Below are 21,239 nucleotides of genomic sequence, written 5' to 3'. Positions count from 1 at the left end.
TTAAAGTAAAGAAGGAAGAAATGGCAGGGGCGGAGAGATTCGAACTCCCAACCGTCGGTTTTGGAGACCGCTGTTCTACCAATTGGAACTACGCCCCTGCAATGTCGTCGAATTATATAGAGCTTTTTTCAAAGGTAAAGTAAAAAAACACAGTTTTTAGTTTAACTGCTTCTTAAATAAACAAAACGACGAATTAGCAAGCTATCAAAGCTTTTTTTAAACATACCCAAGTTATCTGCGGATAATTAAAAGAGCCAAACACAGTTATAATAATTTAAATAGCTTCACTATGCTGAAAGGTAATGTTGCTGAATCACAAGTTGCAGGTACTCAAGAAATGCTTTTACTTTTTTGAACGGATATCGACGCCCAGAATAAAAAGCGTACAAAACTAAATCTTCAGGCTCATCAGCTAGGGAATCTATTTTTATTAACAGTCCTTCCTCTAACTCTTGTCCGCACGCGTCATAAGGGAGTATCGCAAAACCTAACCCTTTAAGGGCAGCTGACTTTGCCATATGTCCACTATTTACTTTATAACGAGATGAAACGTTAACCGTGCCAGCTCGTTTGAATTTCCATGGCATGCCTTGTAGAACTGATAGGCTTGTAATACAGGGAAGCTTAACGAGTTCAGTCATTGAGTTTGGTTTAGGATGTTTATCTAGTAAACTAGGAGAAGCTACGACACAACTTGGCCAACGAACGAGCTCTTTTGCAACCCATCCAGAATCCTCCACTGGGCCTCGCCCAAAACGTATTACTATATCAAATCCTTCTAATAGCCCCTCTTCGGGATTAAGCTGAGTATCACAACTTAACTGAATGTTAGGGTATTTATGACAAAACTCAGCTATAGCGTCCGCCAAAAACGGCAAATCAGGCGTAATGACTTTTAAGTGGCCGGAAACTAAATCATTACTTTGATAGCTTTCTTGTAAAACATCCCCCATCGCAACAAGCAACGGAGTTAAGTTCTGGTAAAGAAGTTCCCCCGCTTCTGTTGCAACCATTTTTCGTGTCGTACGTTCCAATAATCTTACATTCAACGCTTGTTCTAAAAGTGCAACATGACGACTCACATTTGATTTTGGAATTTGGCTTAGCTCAGCGGCCCGCTTAATACTTAATTGTTCATATACTTTTTGGAAGCTTAGAAGCCACTGTAATTCAATATTGCTTATCAAAACTATCTCATCAAATGGGATTTACAAACCAAAATTACCATATTTATCCTATTTAGTAGATCAGTAACAATCATTTTTTTCTTAGCAACTAGGATATTTAAATGAGTTCAGTTAAACATATAGCCATTATAGGTGCGGGAATTGCAGGCCTTGCTTTAGCGATATTTGCAAGAAAACAAGGCATCAAGGTCACATTATTCGAAAGAAACAATAGCTTTTCTACAATCGGTGCCGGTGTTACGTTATGGCCTAATGCGACCTTTGTGCTTAAACAATTGGGTCTATTAGATGATTTCACCCAATATGGTGGTCTGCCAGTTGCTATGCGGCAGTACGATAAACAAGGCACTCAACGGGGTGAGTTTAACATTCAAACACTAAACTCTCTGTGTGGCTTTCCAACTATTAGCATATTACGTCGTGACTTAATAAAGATACTCGCTGAGCGACTAGAGAAACTGGATGCCACTATTCACTTCAATCAAACCATCAATACTCAAGACATTGCGCAATTAAAAGATAAGTTTGATCTTGTGGTGGGCTGCGATGGACGAATGAATTCGAAAGCACGAGAGTATATGTATAAAGTACCTATACCAACTAAATACCACGGCTTCATAAATATAATAGGCACCTGTGAAATTGATCTGAATCCTTTTGAGCAGACAATTCATGATTTTAGAGATAATAATGAGCGTTTTGGTATAGTACCCGTTGCAAATCAATGTTGTTACTGGGCTGCGGCATGGCCTAGTGACCTTGATAATACAAGACCAATAAAGCAGTGGTTTGAAGAGATGCATGAGCGTTTTCAGGATTGGCCTAAAACAGTTCAGCAGGTACTTAATAACTATAACCCACGCAGTTTAAAACGCATATTTGTACATGATATTGACCCACTCCCCTATTGGCACAAGGAGAATCTCATTATTATTGGAGATGCTGCACATGCTTCCTTACCCACATCGGGGCAAGGTGCTAGCCAAGCGCTTGAAGATGTTTGGCACCTAGCTCAATTATTTAAGACAGGATGTAGCCTCAATGTTATTTTGAAAAAGCTATATGAAACTCGTATTCATAAAACCTCCAGCGCCCAAAACACTGGTAGACTGATAGCTCAGCATATCTTTCAACAATCACCTCATTCAACCACAGATGCACCAAGTATATCCGCAGATCAACTCAGTCAACTCTATATGCAAGGACTAGACTTAACTCACACCAAATGCTAACCGTCTAAATAACAAAAGCCCGCTTCAAAAAAGCGGGCTTTTGTGTCTTTATAAATATTCAGTACAAGTGACTAGCTTACAGTGGATTATTCCCACTCGATTGTTGCCGGTGGCTTACCTGAAATATCGTAAACAACACGTGAGATACCATCGATTTCGTTGATGATACGGTTAGAAACCACACCTAAGAACTCATAAGGTAAATGTGACCAACGTGCCGTCATAAAGTCGATTGTTTCTACACAACGTAGTGATACAACCCAGTCGTATTTACGCGCATCACCCATTACACCTACCGATTTAACTGGTAAGAATACCGTGAAGGCTTGACTTACTTTGTGGTAAAGCTCAGCTTTGTGTAGCTCTTCAATGAAGATAGCATCTGCGCGACGTAGTAAGTCACAGTACTCTTTCTTGATTTCACCAAGTACACGAACACCTAAACCAGGACCCGGGAATGGGTGACGGTAAAGCATGTCGTATGGTAGGCCAAGCTCAAGACCAATTTTGCGTACTTCATCTTTGAATAGCTCACGTAACGGCTCAACAAGACCCATTTCCATATCGTCTGGTAAACCACCTACGTTGTGGTGAGACTTGATTACGTGTGCTTTACCTGTTGCTGATGCAGCAGATTCGATTACGTCTGGGTAGATAGTACCTTGACCTAACCATTTAGCGCTTTTCAGCTTTTTAGCTTGCTCATCGAATACTTTAATGAAGGTATGACCAATCGCTTTACGCTTATCTTCTGGGTCTGACTTACCTGCTAAGTCTGCTAAGAATTGATCTTCAGCATCTACTTTAACAATGTTTAGGCCAAACTTGTTGCCGAACATATCCATAACTTGCTGACCTTCGTTTAAACGAAGAAGACCGTTATCAACGAATACACACGTTAGCTTGTCGCCGATTGCACGGTGAATAAGCATGGCAACAACAGATGAATCAACACCACCTGATAAGCCTAAGATAACTTCGTCATCACCTACAGTTTCCTTGATACGCTCAATCGCATCGTCGATTATTTTTGCTGGTGTCCATAGCTTTTCACAGCCACAGATATCAATCGCGAAGCGCTCAAGTAAACGTAAACCTTGGTGAGTATGAGTTACTTCTGGGTGGAACTGTACGCCGTAAAAACGTTTTTCTTCCCATGACATTGCAGCATGTGGACATGTTGAAGTTTTAGCCGTTGTTTTGAAAGTCTCTGGCACTTCCATCACTTTATCGCCATGGCTCATCCAAACGTCAAGTACGCCTGCACCGCCGTCAGTAATGTGGTCTTCGATAGCATCGAATAACGCACAGTTACCTACTTTTTCAACTTGTGCATAACCAAACTCTTTCTTATCAGAGCTGTGTACGCTACCACCTAGTTGCGTTGCCATTGTTTGCATGCCGTAACAGATACCAAGTACTGGAACGCCTGCGTTAAATACATACTCAGGAGCACGTGGGCTGTTTTCAAGTGTTGTAGACTCAGGGCCACCCGACAAAATAATACCTTGTGGATTAAATTCGCGGATTTGCTCTTCAGTTACATCCCATGCCCATAGCTCACAGTAAACACCAATCTCACGTATACGACGTGCGATTAACTGTGTGTATTGCGAACCAAAATCTAAAATGAGAATTCGTGAATCGTGAATGTCTTTGCTCATGGAGTATCTCGTTAGTCAGGAACTGCTCTCCCAAAGGGAGATGATCAATAAATTAGGGCTAGCAGATGCTAGCCCATGTAATTTCAATACCTTAAGGTAATTAACCTAAGCGGTAGTTTGGCGCTTCTTTAGTGATTTGCACGTCGTGAACGTGTGACTCACCCATACCCGCTGAAGTAACGCGAACAAATTGAGGTTTAGTATTTAACTCTTCAATTGTTGCACAGCCTGTTAAGCCCATTGCACTGCGTAGACCACCCACTTGTTGGTGAATGATTGTCGCGATAGGACCTTTATAAGCAACACGGCCTTCGATACCTTCAGGAACAAGTTTGTCTGCTTCGTTCGATTTTTGGAAGTAACGGTCTGATGAACCTTCTTTTTGGTCCATCGCACCAAGGCTACCCATACCACGGTATGATTTGTAGTAACGACCTTGGTATAGCTCAACTTCACCCGGTGCTTCTTCAGTACCGGCTAACATTGAACCCACCATTACACATGATGCACCGGCAACAAGTGCTTTTACGATGTCACCAGAGAAACGAATACCACCGTCAGCAATAACAGGAATATCACGGCCTTTTAAACCTTCAACTGCGTCAGAAATAGCAGTAATTTGTGGAACACCACACCCTGTTACGATACGAGTAGTACAGATAGAACCAGGGCCGATACCAACTTTAACAGCATCAACACCCGCATCAGCAAGAGCAATCGCGCCTTCAGCTGTTGCAACGTTACCTGCTACGATTTGTAGGTCTGGGTATGCTTGACGTGTTTGTGCAACACGGTCGATAACACCTTGTGAATGGCCATGTGATGTATCGATAAGTAATACGTCAACACCTGCTTCAACTAGGGCTGCGATACGCTCATCAGTACCTGCGCCAACACCAACAGCGGCACCTACACGTAGACGACCTTGCTCGTCTTTACATGCATGCGGCTTGTCTTGTGCTTTTTGATAATCTTTTACAGTGATCATGCCTTTTAGTTTAAATGCATCATCAACTACGAGAATTTTTTCGATACGGTGCTCGTGCATTAGACCTAAGATTTCATCACGGTCTGCACCTTCTTTAACAGTCACTAACGATTCTTTTTTCGTCATTACTGTAGAAACAGGTTGCTCAAGTTTCGTTTCAAAACGCATATCACGGCTTGTTACAATACCAACAAGGTTATTGTCAGCGTCGGTTACAGGGAAACCTGAAAAACCTTTGTCTTCTGAAAGCGCGATAGCATCCGCAATTGTAAGATCCGCAGTCACAGTAACAGGGAAAGAAACAATGCCCGCTTCGTAAGTTTTAACTTTACGAACGTTTTTAGCTTGCTCTTCGATTGTCATGTTTTTGTGGATGAAACCTAAACCGCCCTCTTGCGCTAGAGCAATCGCTAAGCGTGCTTCTGTTACAGTATCCATAGATGCTGAAACTAGCGGCAAGTTAAGATTGATACCACGCGTTAAGCGAGTTGAAATATTTGCCGTGTGTGGCAAAACAGTAGAATGACCTGGTACTAAAAGTACGTCGTCAAAGGTAAGAGCTTCTTTAGCGATTCTTAGCATAGTGCAACTTCTCACATGTGGATCTGAGTATAAGGAATTGCGGCCAAATTTTATCAGCGTTATGAGCATGAGTAAATAAAATTATTCATTTATTTGTGTTAAAGTACGCAGAGAATTTTTTACTGGGGTTTTTAATGGCTTTTACGCAATCAACACAGCCTGTTTACACGGTCTCGCGCCTAAATAAGGAAATTCGCCATGTTTTAGAACAAGGCTTTTCATCGCTTATCTTAAATGGTGAAATTTCTAACTTTATAGCCCCTGCATCTGGACACTGGTACTTTACGTTAAAAGACGACCGAGCACAGGTAAAAGCAGCAATGTGGCGCGGCAATAATCGCGGCCAAACGTTTCGCCCGAGCAATGGTGCACAAGTAACCGTGCGTGCCCGCGTATCTTTATATGAACCTCGAGGTGATTATCAGCTGATTGTTGAGCATATGGCTCCTGCTGGCGAAGGCTTATTAAAACAAGAATTCGATGCGCTTAAAATGCGTTTAGCTGCCGAAGGCCTATTTAGCTCAGCCCACAAAAAACCATTACCAACCAATATTAATCGCGTTGGGGTGATCACCTCAGCCACAGGTGCGGCTATACGCGATATTCTAACGGTACTTAAACGCCGTGCTCCGCAGCTTGAAGTCGTGATTTACCCAGCGATGGTGCAAGGTGCAGATGCACACAGTCAATTAATAGAAAAAATAAACATCGCCAATCAACGCAACGAAGTAGATGTGCTTATATTAGGTCGCGGTGGTGGCTCACTCGAAGATTTGTGGTGTTTTAACCATGAGCAATTAGCTCGCGCTATTTTTGAAAGTCGCTTACCTATTGTTAGCGCCGTTGGTCACGAGGTCGATACCACAATTAGTGATTATGTTGCCGATATTCGCGCCGCAACCCCTTCTGCAGCCGCAGAGCTAGTTAGTCCAAATACCGAAGAGCTATATAACAAAGTTACGCAGTTAGTTAGGCACTTAAATCATGCCTTTAAACACGCTTTAGCTGTAAAACGCAGTACTGCCACTCAATTTGAGCATCGCTTGCAGCTATGCCATCCGCGTAATCAACTCAATCAACAAGCGCAAAAGTTAGATGAGCTTAGTTTGGCCTTACATGGCGCGATGAGTAGTAAAATCCAGCGATATGAGCGAGTACTTGCTAACTTAACACCACGCTTAATGCAACGCTCACCCGAAAAGCAGTTAGCGAAAAGCGAGCATCAACTGGCGCAATTACATGCAAGGCTTACACAGGCGATGCAACAGCAACTTTCAAGTTCTCGAAACCAGCTTTCTTTACAAGCGAACCGTTTAGATTCTGTGAGTCCGCTTAGTGTGTTAGCGCGTGGTTACAGCATTACTAAAAATCAGCACGGTGGCGTTGTAAAATCAGTTAACGATGTAAGCTCTGGTGAGCTTATAACTACCGAGCTTGCTGATGGTCAACTGCAATCAAAAGTTGTATAAAATTACTCCGTGCTTGCAATAATGGTTAGACTATCGTCACTTGAGGTGGTGGAGGTAAATTTAAATTGCTTCCACCAGCTTTGTTCCATCATCTTATCGGTCATGTTACGCCAATAATGACTTGGCAAGTCATCACTCCCCTCAGGTTGCAATAGCTTAAACTGACACACCGAGCTTTTGCATGTAGAGACACTCAGCTGTGGTTGCACTGGTAAGTCTGCCATGATTAAAAAATCGCTCATGGCTGTTTCAACTTGGTAGGCCCACGTCTCATCCCGAGATTGCTCTTCTAACAAGGTATAAAGTTCATCTAGGTGTGAGTCGATTTGCTGTGGAGGTATCGCACTTGAACGGTAACTGGCAATCACCGCTTGTTGGTTTTCGACTTGCAACTTAAGCTCTGCTACTTGCTGCTCAAGCTCAGTTTTGCTAACAGCTGCTGAACTATCTGAATTAACTTCAGCGACTTGTTTATTAATAACAGGCGCTATAGCAGTGGCTTGCTGCTCTGGTGCTTGAGCTATGTGTTCTTCAACAAATTGTTGCTGATAAGTGTGTGGCTGTTGTGGGTCTGATTGAAAAAGTAACATAGCGACAGCGCCACAAATAAATGACGCTGTTACAGTTAATCCGAAGGATAATTTAGACAATTCCATTGCTCTTTTATAGTGTAAAACTACAACATAGCACTGGTGTGGGAGGCATTACTAGCGGTAGTGGTACTATCATCTAAAAAGTTTTGGTTCATGCTTTCGGCAGGACAGGGACAGCTCGGTTTGCCAACCACTTTAGCAGGTACCCCAACCACAGTAGTGTGCGCTGGAACTGCACTTAACACGACAGAGTTTGCACCAATACGTGCCCCCTCTCCTACTTCGATATTACCCAGTACTTTTGCACCCGCACCAATCAATACACCGGCGCGAATTTTTGGATGGCGGTCACCTTGCTCATTACCCGTACCACCTAAGGTTACAGATTGTAGAATCGATACGTTATCTTCAATAACTGCTGTTTCACCAATTACAATCCCAGTTGCATGGTCAAACATAATACCATGACCAACTTTACAAGCAGGATGGATGTCAACGCCAAATACTTCTGAGGTTCTGCTCTGAATGAAGCGAGCAAGCTCTTTTCGGTTTTGTTGCCATAAACAATTTGCGAGTCGGTGTGCTTGTATTGCATGGAAGCCTTTAAGGTTCAAAATAACAGTTAAGTAACTATCGGCCGCAGGGTCACGATCTTTAACTGCTTTTATGTCATGAGCCACATGCGTCAGCATTAGGTCACATTTAACAAAGGCTTGGTCAAATAATTCGCGGATTGTAAACGCCGATACTACTGCATCAGCAAGTTTATTAGCGACAATAAAACTCAGCGCCGAACCTAGGCATTCATGATTTAACACACACGAATAAACGTGACTTGCTAAAAGCGGTTCACGGGAAACGACTTCGTTTGCTTCTTCTCGAAGCTTTTGCCAAATTTCATGACGCATAATATTGCCTTTCTGGTTGTACCTAACTGCTAAGCTTTAAGTTTAACGGATTTGTAGCAAGATGTACTAACCCGTTGTTTATTTGTTCTGGTTATATCTAATAACCAGAGTAACTACACCTATTTTTACTCTTTTTGCTGTGCTTTTTAGCCAACCACATATGACAGTAGCAAACTCGTACGCCGCAAGAAAAACCCAGCTAAAGTGCTTATTTTTCAATAACAAAACAGATATGACATCTTATCTGTCATATGCCAAAATAGGCATTGACATATCGCTGACGGCGTAAAAAACAAAAATAATCATTAAATTTACATCATCAACTTAACAAGGAAACGATGATGAAAAACGACGTACTAAGCTCACACAAGCTAGGTTATAAATTTTACTTTCAAGATGGTGACAACCAAATCGCATGCTTTGGTCACATCATGAGCGGTAAAGAAAAAGTATATGTAAACGACGAATTGGTAAGTGAAAAACGCAGCTTCGGTTTTAAAAGTCATCATGACTTTAGCTACCAAGGTAATACTTATGCAGTCAAATTCGAGATGCAAAATATACTTACCGGCAAGCTTGAATGTTCGTTTTACAAAGCTGGCAAGTTAGTTAAACGAAGTACCCAAACCTCACTTACTGATAATCCAAAACAAGTAGCTTTGGTTACCTTAGGCTGTTTTATTGGTGGCGCAATATCGGGTTATGCAGTTGTTACTTTTATTGAACCATTTCTTGGGAAGTAAGTAATGCAGCTGAACCCTAATACAATAAAAGCACTTAGACTTAAATTCGATTGGACGCAGCAGCAATTGGCCGATGCCTGTGATGTAAGCCTACGTACCATTCAACGAGTTGAAAAAGAAGGTGCGGCATCAAAAGAAACCACCATGAGCCTATGCGCAGTATTTGAAGTGCGCCAAGGTGAGCTTATTAAGCTCGATGACGAAGCACCAGAACAAAGCACAACACATGCAGTGAGTAAGCAAAATCTCGCTGCAATCGTAGCAGCTTCTTCGTTTGTCAGTTTTGCCCTTGGTATGGCAACAGTATTAGTTATTTTTTAGGAGTGAAAGATGACCAAAGAACAACGCGGCCACACTACACTTATCGGCTTTGTAATAACAACCATACTCTTTGCGCTAGCTGTTAAAGTTAGCTCACTACTTTAGTTGATAATAGGTCAATATAGAGCCCAGCTACATCACGGCTGGGCTGTATTTATGTTACTGCTTTAATTGATAGCGATTAAAGGTTGCAGTAGCTAACGCAACAGGTATATCAGGCGCATCTGATTTATAAACATTAGCAATAACCGTACATAAGGTTCTTCCCTTATGGATCACTTCTGACTCTGCAATAATTTTATCACCTGGAGAAAGCGGTTTAAAAAACTTTACGTTAAGCTCAACAGTACTGCACATTTGGCCTTTATCCATAATCGTTACCATCGCACAGCCTAAGCTTGAATCGAGAAACCCAGAGACAACACCACCATGAACAGCCCCTGTTGGTGAGACATGATCACGTCTAATTAATAATGATGTAATAACTTTATTTTCTTCCTTTTTGACTGAATCAATTTCAAAACCTAGCCAATCGCCATAGCTATCGCTTTGCTGGAAAGAAATACCGATATGTTCAGATAAAAAATCTAGCGTTTTCAACTAACCACTCCCCTACTTCTTTAAGATTTTAAAGGCCTAGTTGCGCATATACATCTATTAGTTCTTCATGTATTTTTGCGTTTGCGTATTCAAGCCCATCGGCGCGCCGAGGGTCATCAATGACCTCTACCCATTTTTGCCCATACTTAACAACCTCGTCTTCACCACAAGCATCTGCATTAAACATGTACAATGGCTGAGAATAATTCATTTTGGCTAAGTTGGCTGTAAGCTGAAATGGTTTTAAAACCTCAGGTACAGTAGCGAACATATGAAAGCCATTGTAATTTTTTGCTTGTCCTCCAGCAGAGCAAATTATTTGTAAGTCTTTGCCTTTAAGCTTGTCTCCTTTGCTTCCGTATGCAAATTGATATTGTAAAACATCATCAAGCCACTTCTTAAGAAGAGGAGTCATTGACCACCAATAGATAGGAAATTGAATCACGATTCTGTCATGAGACAACAACAACGCTTGTTCTTTTTCGATATCGATTTTAAAGTCAGGATATTCCAAATACATATCTCTACTTGTTGCTACTTTACCTGACTGCTCTAATTGCTTCTTCCAAGTATTATTGACTCGTGATGCGTTGAGATCGGGGTGAAATACTAAGTGTAAGATTTTCATAAAGATCCTTACTTTATTAATTTAAAATGTTTAAGTGCTGCAACAGCAACGGTGTCTCCAAATTCCTGCACAAAATGCCCTGCATTATTTATTTCTAGAGGTTCAGGGCAATTTTTGATTACGCTTTGCATAAAATTCATAACTGTAGGTCCTAACATTTTGTCTTTCATACCTATTGCCATGAATGATTCGCCTTGCCACTCACTTTTCCAAAATTGAAATGCTCGAGTTGAAATTTTTACGCACTGAGGATCTGGCGCAGCAACAATTTTAGGGAACTTTTTGACGCCAGCTTGATAACTTGCATCTGGATATGGAGATGCATATGCACTCGCTTCATCGCTGTCAATTGTTGGCGCATACTTTTTGAAAAAACTAGCGAGATTTAATTCATTTGGCAGAACGATATCGTCATGCCATTTTAAGAATTCAGGACTGCTCACAGGCTCAACCAGCAACCCTGTATTCATGATGATTAATCTTTTAAAACGCTCTGGCATATCTTGAGGCAATGTAAGACCCAAAAGCCCTCCCCAATCTTGGCAAACCAAAGTAATATTATTTAAATCTAACCTCTTAATAAGTTCGATTAAGTAGTTACGATGAAACTCAAACGTATAAACATTCTCATCAATTGGTTTATCTGACTTACCAAAGCCAAAAAGATCTGGGGCTATCACCCTGCCTCCGACGTTAACAAATTCAGGGATCATTTTTCTGTAAAGGTAACTCCAAGCAGGCTCACCATGCAGACATAAAAAAATTTCTTCAGAGTCAGGATTACCTTCATCAAGGTAGTGACCCCTCAAGCCTTCATATCCATTCAAGTCACTAAAGTAATTAGCTTTAAAAGGATAATCTTTAATATTATCAAAGCTACTTTGTGGTGTGCGTTTACTATTTATCATGCCTATTCCTCAACAATAAAAACAATTAGGTCAAGCGACCTATTTAAAATTTAGGTCAGATGACCTACAATGTCAACATTGAATTTAACTGTTGAGTACTCGTAAAATGATAAGGTTTGATTACTAAGCAGAAATACTTTGAGATTTTAATGAAGAAAAATGCCAAAACAGATTTAATAATAGATACGGCTTTGCATATTCTTAGACACGAAGGTGATTATGGCGTGACAATGAGAAAAGTTGCCAACGAAGCTGGTATGACTTTGAGCAATGTTCAATATTATTTCAAAAATAAAGATGAGCTTTTAAAGGCGATGGCAGATCGCTATTTCAAATCATGTCTTGACGATATGAGACAAATGGATCCAATAAGCAACCTAGAGAACCCAAGCAATGAGTTCCATTCGCTGCTAGAGAGCTTTCTAAGTCATGGTTTGAAATTAACCCAAATGTGCAGAATATTTAGGGAGTATTGGGCTATATCGACACGAAATGAAGTTATCAATCAACATATAAAATTTTACTACGAAGAAATGGCATTGATCTTAGCTGATAAATTGCGACCTATTTCTCACTCAGACTCAAACGTTTCTAGAGCTGTATCTATATTTATCCCATTTGTAGAAGGTTACTCTATCACTGCACAAGCTATGCCCGAACGTATTGATTCAATTTCAAAAATAATGACTGAAGTTATACTTAACTTACTTACTGATGAGCATGAATAAATTAAACTACATATAAATCTTCGTAAGTTATCATCTGTAAAATTTATTCAATCACACTCTTTTTTACTTTTAACCATGCAATCTAATAATTTATTGCTACTCTTTAGAAAAGTGTAAAGCAGGAATTGGTGTGCTTGAGTCAAAGGAATTTTTAAGGTTAATACTCGATACTCTCCCTGAGCATATTGTTGTCATCAACGCCGAAGGCGATATCAAATTTGTAAATCGCAGCTGGCAAACATTTGGCGAACAAAATAACTGTGCGTGCAATGAGCAATGGCAACAACAAAATTACCTCGCAATTTGTAGGTCAGCGGCTTGCCAAAACGATGAGTTTGGAGCAAAAGCGTTTAATGGAATAAAACAAGTAATTAACCATCAGTGCGAAGAGTTCTATCTTGAATATCCATGCCATAGCGACATGGAAAAGCGCTGGTTTTTAATGCGAGCAGCTTCTCTTTTTTATGATAATCAGCGTTTTATCGTTATAAGTCACTTAAATATCACCGAAAGAAAGCTTGCTGAACAACAAGTCCAACAACTTGCTAGAATTGATGGCCTAACACAAATAGCTAATAGACGATTTTTTGATAGTTTTATTTTACAAGAATGGAGTCGTTGCTCGAGATTAAATTTACCTGTTTCGTTAGCTATGATTGACCTTGATAATTTTAAAATGCTAAATGATAAATTTGGTCACTTAGTTGGTGATAGCTGTCTAAAAGAAGTTGCAAAACTACTGCCTGAATTTACTCGCAGGCCCGGCGACTTGTGCGCCAGATACGGTGGTGAAGAGTTTGTACTGGTGCTTGGCAATACACAAAGTAAGCAAGCACAAAGTCTAGTAACACGCTTAATAGATATGATCAGTAAATTACAATTAACTGAACTTACAGGTCATCCATTAACGGTTAGTATTGGTTTAGCTACTATTTACCCTAGTAGCGATAGTGATGCCATGTTACTCATTGAAATGGCTGATTGCGCGCTTTATCAAGCAAAAGAAGCAGGGCGAAATCAACTTGTGGTTGCTGATAACATCGAGCCATTAAACCTAGAAAAATGCCCCTAATTAGGGGCATTGATTAGAGCTTGTTTATCCAGTTATTACTGAAATACTTTTTCGACATCAAGTACTTTAATATTTTTTGCTGGTATTGCGAGCTTATAGTCTGCAATGACTTTATCTTCAGCAACAAGTTCTGCTGGTTTTTCAGCGTTATACACCATTGGTGATGTTTGCTCTGAAGCTAAGCGTTTTTGCATGTCTTTGCCATCACCAGTAATAAACACATAGTGGATATTCTCTGTTTGCAGGTTATCGCGAATAACGCGGTTAACATCATCAAGGGTTAGCTTTTCAAGCTTGCCACGCACATAGTCAACAAAGCTCTCTGTGTTATAGAACTCACTATCAAGGGCATAGCCTAATTGGCGGTCTTGGCTTGCAACCATTTGTGGCACAAAGTTAATTAAGAAGTTACGAGTCGCTTCAAAATCTTCTTTGCTGATGCCATTTTTAATCAGCTTATCAAGCTCAAATAATGCCGTACGCGTTGCAAAGTGCGCATCGTTATTAGAACGAAGCGGACGTAACCACACTTGGAAAATTTGCTCTGAACGACCTAAGTTAGCATCAGGTTTAGTTTGGAACATACCACGCGGGAAGTACTCAATGTATGCATAGTCACCATAGTTCATACCACGGGTTTGACGAATACGCTGATACAAGAAGCTGTTTGAGCTGCGGTGTTCGCCAAAGTAAGAGCGCACTAACCAAAGCGCAGTCCAGTCATCACTGCTACGAATTGTATCGATTGGGAAACCAAATGACACAGCGGTAGATTGCGCTGATTTTGCAACAATCGTTGCATGATGACCTTTAAGTTCTGGCGCATCAGGGATCGTTAAGCGGCTTTCTTTACCTTGTGGAAGCGATGCTAAATCTTTCAGCATAGTCGATTTAACATCACTCGGAATAGCACCAATTAGACCCACTGTTAACTTAGATTGGGTAAACTGATTAGCATAAAATGCTTTTACATCGTCAAGCGTCAGTGCTTCAAGGTCTGATAAATCACCATAGTTATAGCTTTCATACGGGTGGCCTTTATAAAGTTGATGATAAAGCACTTCTTTACCTAGCTCTTCGTCATTTGATGCTTTAAGGCCTGCTTTAATGCTATCAATAAGCTCTTTTTTCAGGCGTTTAAAATCATCTTCTCTGAAGCCAGGGTTTAGCATCTGGTCGCTAACAAGTGCATACCACTGCGCAGCATTATCTTTATGTACACGACCACGTAAAGAAATCATCTCTTTATCGATTTGATAGCCAAAGCTTCCCGCTAGTGGATATAGCGCTTTTTGAATATCTTTGTAGCTCATCGTTTCTGAGCCACCTTGCGCTAGCATTGCAGCTGTTAATGCCGCTAAGCCTTTTTTGCCTTGGGGATCAGCCGCTGCACCGGTATTGAATAACCAGTTCACATCAACCAATGGTGAGCTATTTGTTTTATCAAGTACTTTAAAGTGACGCTCTGTTGGGGCTTGCTCAATACTGGCAACTGCCGCATTTAAATCAACTTCTTGCTCAAAACCAGCCACTTTATCAAGCGCCGACATTGTCACCGTGGTACGGCTTGAATCAACAAAGTACTTGTTTGCTACCGTTTTGATATCCTCAGGCGTGATGCTATCAGCCGTGGCATAAAGTTGGTTAATCACCTCTGGGTCGCGCTCAAAGTGCATGTAGCTTGCAAGTGTTGAAGCGATTGACTGCGATGAATCAAGACCATTAATAAAGCTATATTTTAGGTTTGATTTTAAATCAGCTAACTTTTGCGCATCTACTAACTCAGTACGCGCTTGTGCATAGGTACGGTTAATCGCATCACGGGCTTTAGCAAGGTCCGCTTCGTTCTCTACTTTTACAAAAACATGTAATAAACCTGGATCTTTAGTATCTGGGTTATAGGTAAACATTTGGCTGGCAATTTGTTTATCAACAACAAGTTCTTGATAAAGTGCCGAATTATTAGAGAAATAAAGCTGTGAGATCAAATCAAGAGCGGCACGGTCCTTTTGAGTAGGATCCCATGCCGTGCCTTTGTATGACACAAGCAACCAGTGGCCTGGTAAACCATCATTTTTCTCATGTACATATTTTGCTGTTTTTTGCTTTGGCTCAACAGGAATGTCTGCTTGGTAATCGCCTTTTTTCCAGTTACCCCAATGCTTTTTCACCATCGCCATGGTTTCTTGTGGATCAACATCACCAACAATGACTAAAGATACATATTCTGGTTTATAAAATTTAGCGAAAAACTCTTTACCGTACGCCATTTGATCAGGCATTGCTTCAATGTCTTCGAAAAAGCCCATTGTAGTGTGCTTATACGTATGCTTTTCGAATGCTTCGTTACGAACTGCAGAAAGTAACTTACGAATTGGGCTAGCATTATTCTTTAAATACTCACCTTTTACAGTCAGCGCTTCGGTGCGGAACTGCTCTTCGCTGTATGTCAGGTTTTGGAAAATATCAGCTTCGATTTCAAGTACTTTATCTAAGTGCTCTTTTGAGAAGTTTAAGTGATAGTTCGTGTAATCGTTGGTCGTATACGCGCGATTATCAACACCCGAGTTCTTTAAAATATCTGAATACACATCTTGCGGGAATTTTTCAGAGCCTTTAAACATCATATGCTCAAAGAAGTGTGCAAAACCGGTTTTACCTGCTTCAACTTCATTACGTGAACCAACCGATACCGGAATTTGCAGTGACACAACATCTGGGTAATCCGTTTTAACGACCATCACGCGAAGGCCGTTTTCAAGCTCTTCTAATAGGTAATCTTGGCTAAATACACGGTTATCATCTTGGCTGACTCGCTGCTCAATTTCGACTTCTTTAACCATAGTTGACTGTGAGTTACTTGCGCAGCCACTCAGCGCCAGTGTTACAGCAACACTGGTTGCTAATAATCTAAATTTCATAATGTTCCCTTGTTAGTTATTTTTCTCATAATCATTGCTGCTTGATTATGCATCAAAGCGCCAGAAAATATGAGGGTCAGCGCAATAATTTATGTAAACAGGTGTGTCAATTTTGCGAAACGCTCAGCTTTAAACTTGAGTAAAATTCATAGTCATTGAAAAACTTTCATGAAAAAAATCTATCTAGACGTCTAAATGGCTGCTATATTATTTGTCATAAACATTAGCACGAGCTGGAATGAGGATTATGGCTTTATCATTACAAGAGAAAATTGAAGACACCAACCAAGGCGTCTACCTGATCGGTACCACACCTCCAAAGTCAGGGACTGATAAAGCACAGCTTGAAACCATTGCCCAAAAGCTACTTGGTCGTTTACACGAAATTGAATACGATGGTGTGATTATTTACGACATTCAAGATGAAAGTAGCCGCATTGCAAAGCCTCGTCCTTTCCCATTTAAAGAAACAGTGGATCCACGTGAATACAGTCAATTACTGCGCAGCTTGTCACAACTAGATGTGATCACATACAAAAGCGTAGCGCAACGAGGTGAAGCTGAGTTTACCGAATGGCTAAACGAAACACGTAACGACTTCGAATTAAAAAACTTAGTGTTAGTGGGTAGTCCATCATCTCATGGCGATATCAAACTAAGCCTTCCTGATGCATATAAAACGCTTGCAAAGCAAAGCAGTGATGTGTTTTTAGGTGGCGTTACCATTGCCGAACGTCACGCTAGCAAACGCAATGAACATGAGCGCTTAGTTGAAAAAACAGCACAAGGTTGTAAGTTTTTCATCTCGCAAGCCGTTTACAATGCGCAAGCGACGATTGATTTGATCACCAGCTATGCACGTAGCTGTAAAGCACAAGGCACAGCACCAAAACGCATTATTCTAACGTTTACCCCATGTGGTGGTGAAAAAACCTTAGAGTTTATGGAGTGGCTAGGTATTTCAGTACCAGAAGCAACTAAGTACCGCATGTTAGATTCTGCAAATACATTGAGTGAATCAGTGCGTATCTGCCGTGAGAATCTCGATTTAATTTTACAAAGCTGTGCGCATTTAGATGTACCGCTAGGTTTAAATATTGAGAGCTTAACTAACCGTAAAGAAGAAATTGATGCGTCAATTAACCTTTATCGTTTACTTAAAGCAACCATGGAATTAAACCTAGCTGAAAAGCAAATAGCTTAGCGGGCAAGTTTAGAGGCTTGTTTTTTCTCATACATATCTTCATCAGCCCGCTTTAATAACTCAGCAAATGTTTCTTTAGGTTGAGCTACAATACCTGAGCCTATACTCAAATTAAGTTCAGGTATTGCCATATGTTTAAGGTTTTCTTTAAACGCTTCATTAAGTTTGTAGCTAATCGCTTCGATACAGTCGTTACTTTTCACTTGCAGAACCGCAATAAATTCATCTCCTCCTAAGCGGCCAATAATATCAGCCTCTCGTAGATATTGCTTCAATGTATCAGCCAGACATATCAGTGCTTTATCTCCTACTTCGTGACCATGCTTATCATTGAGTGGTTTAAAGTTATCTATATCGATAAACAAACAACAGATATTAAAGCCCAACCGGGCGGCAAGATTTAATTTATGTTGGCAAAGTAAATTCAGTGCGCGGCGATTATAAATATTTGTGAGGGGGTCTAGCATCGCAATTTCACGCATTTGGGTGAAATTATCAAGTAGAGCTAAATCATCTTCCACCATATCCCTAAGCTGTTCGATGAGTTCTAAAAGACTATGCTGATAATCAGTTTTCTTAAAATCCATTACACAAAAAGTACCAAACGGTTCCCCGCTCGGCCAAGTTATAGGCACACCTAAATAGGATTCAACGCCATCGACAGTAAGTGGACAATCATCCCATTGATTATCTAGACTAACTTGTGGAATGTATAAAGGAGCCATATCTTTTAATACCTTTTTGCAAAAGATATTGTCGTCAATGGCTAACTCGATTCCAGCATGGTAAGGGTTTTCTCGTTGTTCGCTAGAAACAATTATGCGGTATGCTTCATCTGTCTTATGAACAATAAAGCCTGCAGGCGCTGAGAATAACTCGGTCATTAAATCGACTGTTTTTTGCCATTTTTGCAAAGAAAACTGGTTGTCAGGCTGACAAAATGACCATTTATTAACTTCTAACATACTACACACTTATTTTAGTCAGTGGATAGTATAAATATACGTCACTTTTTACGGTGTCTCATACTTTTTTGACCCAAAATACGCTTTTTATCTCGCGAGCGACGAGCTTTATTAGTGTTTTTTCTTATATTTTTAGGCTCTTTCGTTAAATCTGGCTCATACCCCGGTAACCACTGAGGAGTAAGTCTGGTGCCCAGTAAAATGTCTATTTCATCTAATAACCATTGTTCATCAATGCTAACTAGCGACAACGCTAACCCTTTTTCGCCAGCACGACCTGTACGACCTATTCGATGCACATAATCTTCAGCCACATAAGGTAGCTCATAGTTAATGACATATTTTAAAGAGGCAATATCAAGGCCGCGAGCGGCCACATCAGTCGCGACTAATACCCGAGTTACACCAGATTTAAAGTTTTGTAATGCTTTATCTCGCGCCCCTTGGCTTTTATCACCATGAATTGATTCGGTTTTTAAGCCATCTTTACACATTTCTTTAGCAAGCACATCAGCAGTTTGTTTAGTTCGGGTAAATATCAGTACTTGCTGCCAATTTTTCATGCCAATCATGTGTGACACCAGCTCACGTTTACGGTCTTCATCAACCGCATAAACTAGTTGCTCAACTTCAACCGCTGCCGAGTTGCGTTTATTCACTTCAACTAATTTAGGATCATTTAATAACTGCTTACTAAGCTTAAAGATACTGTCATCAAATGTGGCTGAAAAAAGTAAGGTTTGGCGTTCTTTCGGCACATGACGCAAGATACGTTTTATCTCGTCAATAAACCCCATATCAAGCATGCGATCAGCTTCATCAAATACCAAGGCATTAATACTAGAAAGTTTAATACTGCCTTTGATCAGATGATCAAGTAAACGCCCCGGAGTTGCAACAACAACCTGCGCCCCTTTTATGGCTTTAATTTGTGGCCCAATACTAGCGCCGCCATAAGCCAATGCCGCTTTTATTTCAGTATGCGCAGCATAACGCTCTACACTTGCAAAGACTTGCTGTGCGAGCTCTCGGGTTGGCGTTAAAATTAGGACTTTAACAGCATCAGGGAGTACTTCAGCAGATAACAAATTGTGTAGTAGTGGTAAAACAAAGGCTGCAGTTTTACCCGTACCAGTTTGTGCGCTGCCCATTACATCTGCACCCGCTAAAATAAGTGGGATAGTTTGCGCTTGAATTGCTGTGGGTGTGTGATAATTCTCTTCTTGCAAGGCTGTTAGCAATGCAGGTGCAAGATTTAACTCTGAAAAGGTCGCTACTGACATAGTCTGAAGTATATTTAGCTATAAAAACGCTATTGTACGCTGAACATCAGCAACAAAAAAGGCGCAATAAGCGCCCTTTGTCGTAATTGTAAAGATTACGCCGGTTTAAGTGACTCTTTACGGTGATTATAAAAACTAATTAGGTCATCAACCGTTGTTTGGCAATAATCACGAATGCCAGATACAAGCATGTGCTTTTCACCCGCCCCTACTTTTTCGCCATTTTCTAACAGGTTGAAGCGAAGCGTAATTTTTCCGCGTTTGCCAGTAAACTCAAAATCAGGCTCAGCAAACTCTAATTCAGGTGCACTGATATCAAGGCGGTCAAGGTTAATCAACATTGATTCGTAAATCACCATTGGGCGGGCTGGGTTGATCATCACATCTTGCTTGCCCATTAATGGAATGATGACATGTGGGAAGGTAGTACCAGAAAACTCAACATAGTTTTTTATTAAGCTATTTGTTAACTCAGGACATTGGCTAACAGCCCCTTCACGCTTTACTTTTAGCATCACTTTTTCGCCATCGGTGATAGCAAACTCATCAGCACCTTCAGGAAAAGTCAGCTTTGAATTTTCATCAACCATACCGGCAAAAGTGAACTCCATTTTTTCACTAATACCATAGCGGTTTAAAACCAGCGAAAAAAGTAAATCGCCCGGCACACAAAACTTTTTAGCATCTTTATCGTGTAACGGATTGAAATCATCCGCCACTAACTTAGCAAAGCGACAGCCTTGCTCGCGTGAGATAGAAACGTAATCAGCATGCTGCTGATAATAAGGACTTAACATATTTGTTCACTGCTTAAACTACTTATAACCTATCTATACTATCAGAAAAAAAGCAAACAGAGGTCGAATCTGTTGAGTATCATTTTCTATATTAACTTTGTGAAAGACTAATTACTTTCAGAGCGCGCACCAAATTGTATCAATTTGTACGAAACAATTAACAAATAAGCGTGAATAGTAAAAACTAATAGCGCATTTATATAGTGAAAAATTATTACATAAAAACAAATATAAATTCACTTTATCTTTTAAAACAACAAGCTAATAAAGATCTGAACGAGGCACTACAAAAAACTCTGAAACACAAGCTTTAATGTAAGGCAATTTGTAGCTAATGAAATAAATGAGGTATGATAAGCGCGCTTTTTTATCATGAAATAACTCATATAGACTGCATAAATAATAATGATAATAAGCGGTAAATAAATGAATACTCACTATGATTT

General features: G+C 40.4%; 19 protein-coding genes and 1 tRNA gene. 7 read left to right on the top strand and 13 right to left on the bottom strand.

Features of this window, described 5'->3' with window-relative positions; genetic code table 11:
- Positions 1–21: 21 nt before the first annotated feature.
- Positions 22–98, bottom strand: a tRNA-Trp gene (locus CWB80_RS12065).
- Between the two features lie 189 nt (positions 99–287).
- Complete coding sequence (locus CWB80_RS12060) at positions 288–1,187, bottom strand: LysR family transcriptional regulator (RefSeq protein WP_138599628.1); 900 nt, start codon at positions 1,185–1,187, stop codon at positions 288–290.
- A gap of 101 nt (positions 1,188–1,288) precedes the next feature.
- Between CWB80_RS12060 and CWB80_RS12055 the strand changes: the two genes are divergently transcribed.
- The gene (locus CWB80_RS12055) at positions 1,289–2,419 is read left to right on the top strand and encodes an FAD-dependent oxidoreductase (RefSeq protein WP_138599627.1); all 1,131 of its coding nucleotides are present in this window, start codon (positions 1,289–1,291) and stop codon (positions 2,417–2,419) included.
- 86 nt (positions 2,420–2,505) lie between these two features.
- Here the strand turns inward: CWB80_RS12055 and guaA are convergent, their stop codons facing one another.
- Both guaA and guaB read right to left on the bottom strand, forming a co-directional pair.
- Positions 2,506–4,083, bottom strand: a complete 1,578-nt coding sequence (gene guaA / locus CWB80_RS12050) for a glutamine-hydrolyzing GMP synthase (RefSeq protein WP_054551226.1) — start codon at positions 4,081–4,083, stop codon at positions 2,506–2,508.
- Between the two features lie 100 nt (positions 4,084–4,183).
- Complete coding sequence (gene guaB / locus CWB80_RS12045) at positions 4,184–5,653, bottom strand: IMP dehydrogenase (protein WP_054551225.1); 1,470 nt, start codon at positions 5,651–5,653, stop codon at positions 4,184–4,186.
- 134 nt (positions 5,654–5,787) lie between these two features.
- Here guaB and xseA point away from each other — a divergent pair, with 134 nt between their 5' ends.
- Positions 5,788–7,122, top strand: a complete 1,335-nt coding sequence (gene xseA / locus CWB80_RS12040; RefSeq protein ID WP_138599626.1) for an exodeoxyribonuclease VII large subunit — start codon at positions 5,788–5,790, stop codon at positions 7,120–7,122.
- A gap of 2 nt (positions 7,123–7,124) precedes the next feature.
- Here the strand turns inward: xseA and CWB80_RS12035 are convergent, their stop codons facing one another.
- Together CWB80_RS12035 and cysE are read right to left on the bottom strand one after the other, a co-directional pair.
- The gene (locus CWB80_RS12035) at positions 7,125–7,778 is read right to left on the bottom strand and encodes a hypothetical protein (RefSeq protein ID WP_138599625.1); all 654 of its coding nucleotides are present in this window, start codon (positions 7,776–7,778) and stop codon (positions 7,125–7,127) included.
- Positions 7,779–7,798: 20 nt separating this feature from the next.
- Positions 7,799–8,623 (bottom strand): serine O-acetyltransferase, encoded by an 825-nt coding sequence (cysE, locus tag CWB80_RS12030; RefSeq protein ID WP_138599624.1) that lies wholly within the window; start codon positions 8,621–8,623, stop codon positions 7,799–7,801.
- A gap of 341 nt (positions 8,624–8,964) precedes the next feature.
- Here cysE and CWB80_RS12025 point away from each other — a divergent pair, with 341 nt between their 5' ends.
- Both CWB80_RS12025 and CWB80_RS12020 read left to right on the top strand, forming a co-directional pair.
- Positions 8,965–9,366, top strand: coding sequence for a hypothetical protein (locus tag CWB80_RS12025; protein ID WP_171041522.1), 402 nt, complete (start codon positions 8,965–8,967; stop codon positions 9,364–9,366).
- Positions 9,367–9,369: 3 nt separating this feature from the next.
- Positions 9,370–9,687: a helix-turn-helix transcriptional regulator gene (locus CWB80_RS12020; protein ID WP_054551220.1), complete on the top strand. Its 318-nt coding sequence runs from the start codon at positions 9,370–9,372 to the stop codon at positions 9,685–9,687.
- 159 nt (positions 9,688–9,846) lie between these two features.
- On the opposite strand, the gene CWB80_RS12015 is transcribed toward CWB80_RS12020, so the two are convergent.
- From CWB80_RS12015 to CWB80_RS12005, 3 genes are read right to left on the bottom strand one after another with little or no spacing between them, the layout of a single operon-like run.
- Positions 9,847–10,287, bottom strand: a complete 441-nt coding sequence (locus CWB80_RS12015) for a PaaI family thioesterase (RefSeq protein ID WP_054551219.1) — start codon at positions 10,285–10,287, stop codon at positions 9,847–9,849.
- 28 nt (positions 10,288–10,315) lie between these two features.
- Positions 10,316–10,915: an NAD(P)H-dependent oxidoreductase gene (locus CWB80_RS12010; RefSeq protein WP_054551218.1), complete on the bottom strand. Its 600-nt coding sequence runs from the start codon at positions 10,913–10,915 to the stop codon at positions 10,316–10,318.
- Positions 10,916–10,923: 8 nt separating this feature from the next.
- A complete protein-coding gene (locus CWB80_RS12005) occupies positions 10,924–11,823 on the bottom strand; it encodes a haloalkane dehalogenase (protein WP_138599622.1) in 900 nt (299 codons plus the stop codon).
- 149 nt (positions 11,824–11,972) lie between these two features.
- Between CWB80_RS12005 and CWB80_RS12000 the strand changes: the two genes are divergently transcribed.
- Both CWB80_RS12000 and CWB80_RS11995 read left to right on the top strand, forming a co-directional pair.
- Entirely contained in the window at positions 11,973–12,551 is a 579-nt protein-coding gene (locus CWB80_RS12000) for a TetR/AcrR family transcriptional regulator (RefSeq protein WP_138599621.1), read from the top strand.
- A 130-nt stretch (positions 12,552–12,681) separates the two neighbouring features.
- The gene (locus tag CWB80_RS11995; RefSeq protein WP_138599620.1) at positions 12,682–13,623 is read left to right on the top strand and encodes a sensor domain-containing diguanylate cyclase; all 942 of its coding nucleotides are present in this window, start codon (positions 12,682–12,684) and stop codon (positions 13,621–13,623) included.
- 35 nt (positions 13,624–13,658) lie between these two features.
- Here the strand turns inward: CWB80_RS11995 and CWB80_RS11990 are convergent, their stop codons facing one another.
- Positions 13,659–16,544 (bottom strand): M16 family metallopeptidase, encoded by a 2,886-nt coding sequence (locus CWB80_RS11990; protein WP_138599619.1) that lies wholly within the window; start codon positions 16,542–16,544, stop codon positions 13,659–13,661.
- Positions 16,545–16,791: 247 nt separating this feature from the next.
- Here CWB80_RS11990 and CWB80_RS11985 point away from each other — a divergent pair, with 247 nt between their 5' ends.
- Positions 16,792–17,748, top strand: coding sequence for a methylenetetrahydrofolate reductase (locus tag CWB80_RS11985; protein ID WP_138599618.1), 957 nt, complete (start codon positions 16,792–16,794; stop codon positions 17,746–17,748).
- Here CWB80_RS11985 and CWB80_RS11980 read toward each other — a convergent pair.
- From CWB80_RS11980 to CWB80_RS11970, 3 genes are all read right to left on the bottom strand, one after another.
- Entirely contained in the window at positions 17,745–18,713 is a 969-nt protein-coding gene (locus tag CWB80_RS11980; RefSeq protein ID WP_138599617.1) for a sensor domain-containing diguanylate cyclase, read from the bottom strand. The two genes, CWB80_RS11985 and CWB80_RS11980, sit on opposite strands and share 4 nt — an antisense overlap.
- A gap of 41 nt (positions 18,714–18,754) precedes the next feature.
- Positions 18,755–19,996, bottom strand: a complete 1,242-nt coding sequence (locus tag CWB80_RS11975; RefSeq protein ID WP_138599616.1) for a DEAD/DEAH box helicase — start codon at positions 19,994–19,996, stop codon at positions 18,755–18,757.
- 95 nt (positions 19,997–20,091) lie between these two features.
- On the bottom strand, positions 20,092–20,793 hold the full coding sequence (locus CWB80_RS11970; protein WP_138599615.1) for a DUF3581 domain-containing protein: 702 nt from the start codon (positions 20,791–20,793) through the stop codon (positions 20,092–20,094).
- Positions 20,794–21,239: the final 446 nt, after the last annotated feature.

The sequence above is a fragment of the Pseudoalteromonas sp. S1650 genome (assembly GCF_005887195.1).
In the GTDB taxonomy this organism is placed as follows: domain Bacteria; phylum Pseudomonadota; class Gammaproteobacteria; order Enterobacterales; family Alteromonadaceae; genus Pseudoalteromonas; species Pseudoalteromonas simplex.
This window is presented reverse-complemented; position numbering and strand designations above follow the sequence as displayed.

What these genes read in the sequence shown, in the direction of transcription:
- CWB80_RS11970 (WP_138599615.1), bottom strand. Translation starts at nt 20,793, where the DNA reads ATGTTAAGTCCTTATTATCAGCAGCATGCTGATTACGTTTCTATCTCA.
- CWB80_RS12025 (WP_171041522.1), top strand. Translation starts at nt 8,965, where the DNA reads ATGAAAAACGACGTACTAAGCTCACACAAGCTAGGTTATAAATTTTAC.
- CWB80_RS11975 (WP_138599616.1), bottom strand. Translation starts at nt 19,996, where the DNA reads ATGTCAGTAGCGACCTTTTCAGAGTTAAATCTTGCACCTGCATTGCTA.
- CWB80_RS12035 (WP_138599625.1), bottom strand. Translation starts at nt 7,778, where the DNA reads ATGGAATTGTCTAAATTATCCTTCGGATTAACTGTAACAGCGTCATTT.
- guaB (WP_054551225.1), bottom strand. Translation starts at nt 5,653, where the DNA reads ATGCTAAGAATCGCTAAAGAAGCTCTTACCTTTGACGACGTACTTTTA.
- CWB80_RS12000 (WP_138599621.1), top strand. Translation starts at nt 11,973, where the DNA reads ATGAAGAAAAATGCCAAAACAGATTTAATAATAGATACGGCTTTGCAT.
- CWB80_RS11980 (WP_138599617.1), bottom strand. Translation starts at nt 18,713, where the DNA reads ATGTTAGAAGTTAATAAATGGTCATTTTGTCAGCCTGACAACCAGTTT.
- CWB80_RS12010 (WP_054551218.1), bottom strand. Translation starts at nt 10,915, where the DNA reads ATGAAAATCTTACACTTAGTATTTCACCCCGATCTCAACGCATCACGA.
- xseA (WP_138599626.1), top strand. Translation starts at nt 5,788, where the DNA reads ATGGCTTTTACGCAATCAACACAGCCTGTTTACACGGTCTCGCGCCTA.
- CWB80_RS11990 (WP_138599619.1), bottom strand. Translation starts at nt 16,544, where the DNA reads ATGAAATTTAGATTATTAGCAACCAGTGTTGCTGTAACACTGGCGCTG.
- cysE (WP_138599624.1), bottom strand. Translation starts at nt 8,623, where the DNA reads ATGCGTCATGAAATTTGGCAAAAGCTTCGAGAAGAAGCAAACGAAGTC.
- CWB80_RS12020 (WP_054551220.1), top strand. Translation starts at nt 9,370, where the DNA reads ATGCAGCTGAACCCTAATACAATAAAAGCACTTAGACTTAAATTCGAT.
- CWB80_RS12055 (WP_138599627.1), top strand. Translation starts at nt 1,289, where the DNA reads ATGAGTTCAGTTAAACATATAGCCATTATAGGTGCGGGAATTGCAGGC.
- CWB80_RS11985 (WP_138599618.1), top strand. Translation starts at nt 16,792, where the DNA reads ATGGCTTTATCATTACAAGAGAAAATTGAAGACACCAACCAAGGCGTC.
- CWB80_RS12005 (WP_138599622.1), bottom strand. Translation starts at nt 11,823, where the DNA reads ATGATAAATAGTAAACGCACACCACAAAGTAGCTTTGATAATATTAAA.
- guaA (WP_054551226.1), bottom strand. Translation starts at nt 4,083, where the DNA reads ATGAGCAAAGACATTCACGATTCACGAATTCTCATTTTAGATTTTGGT.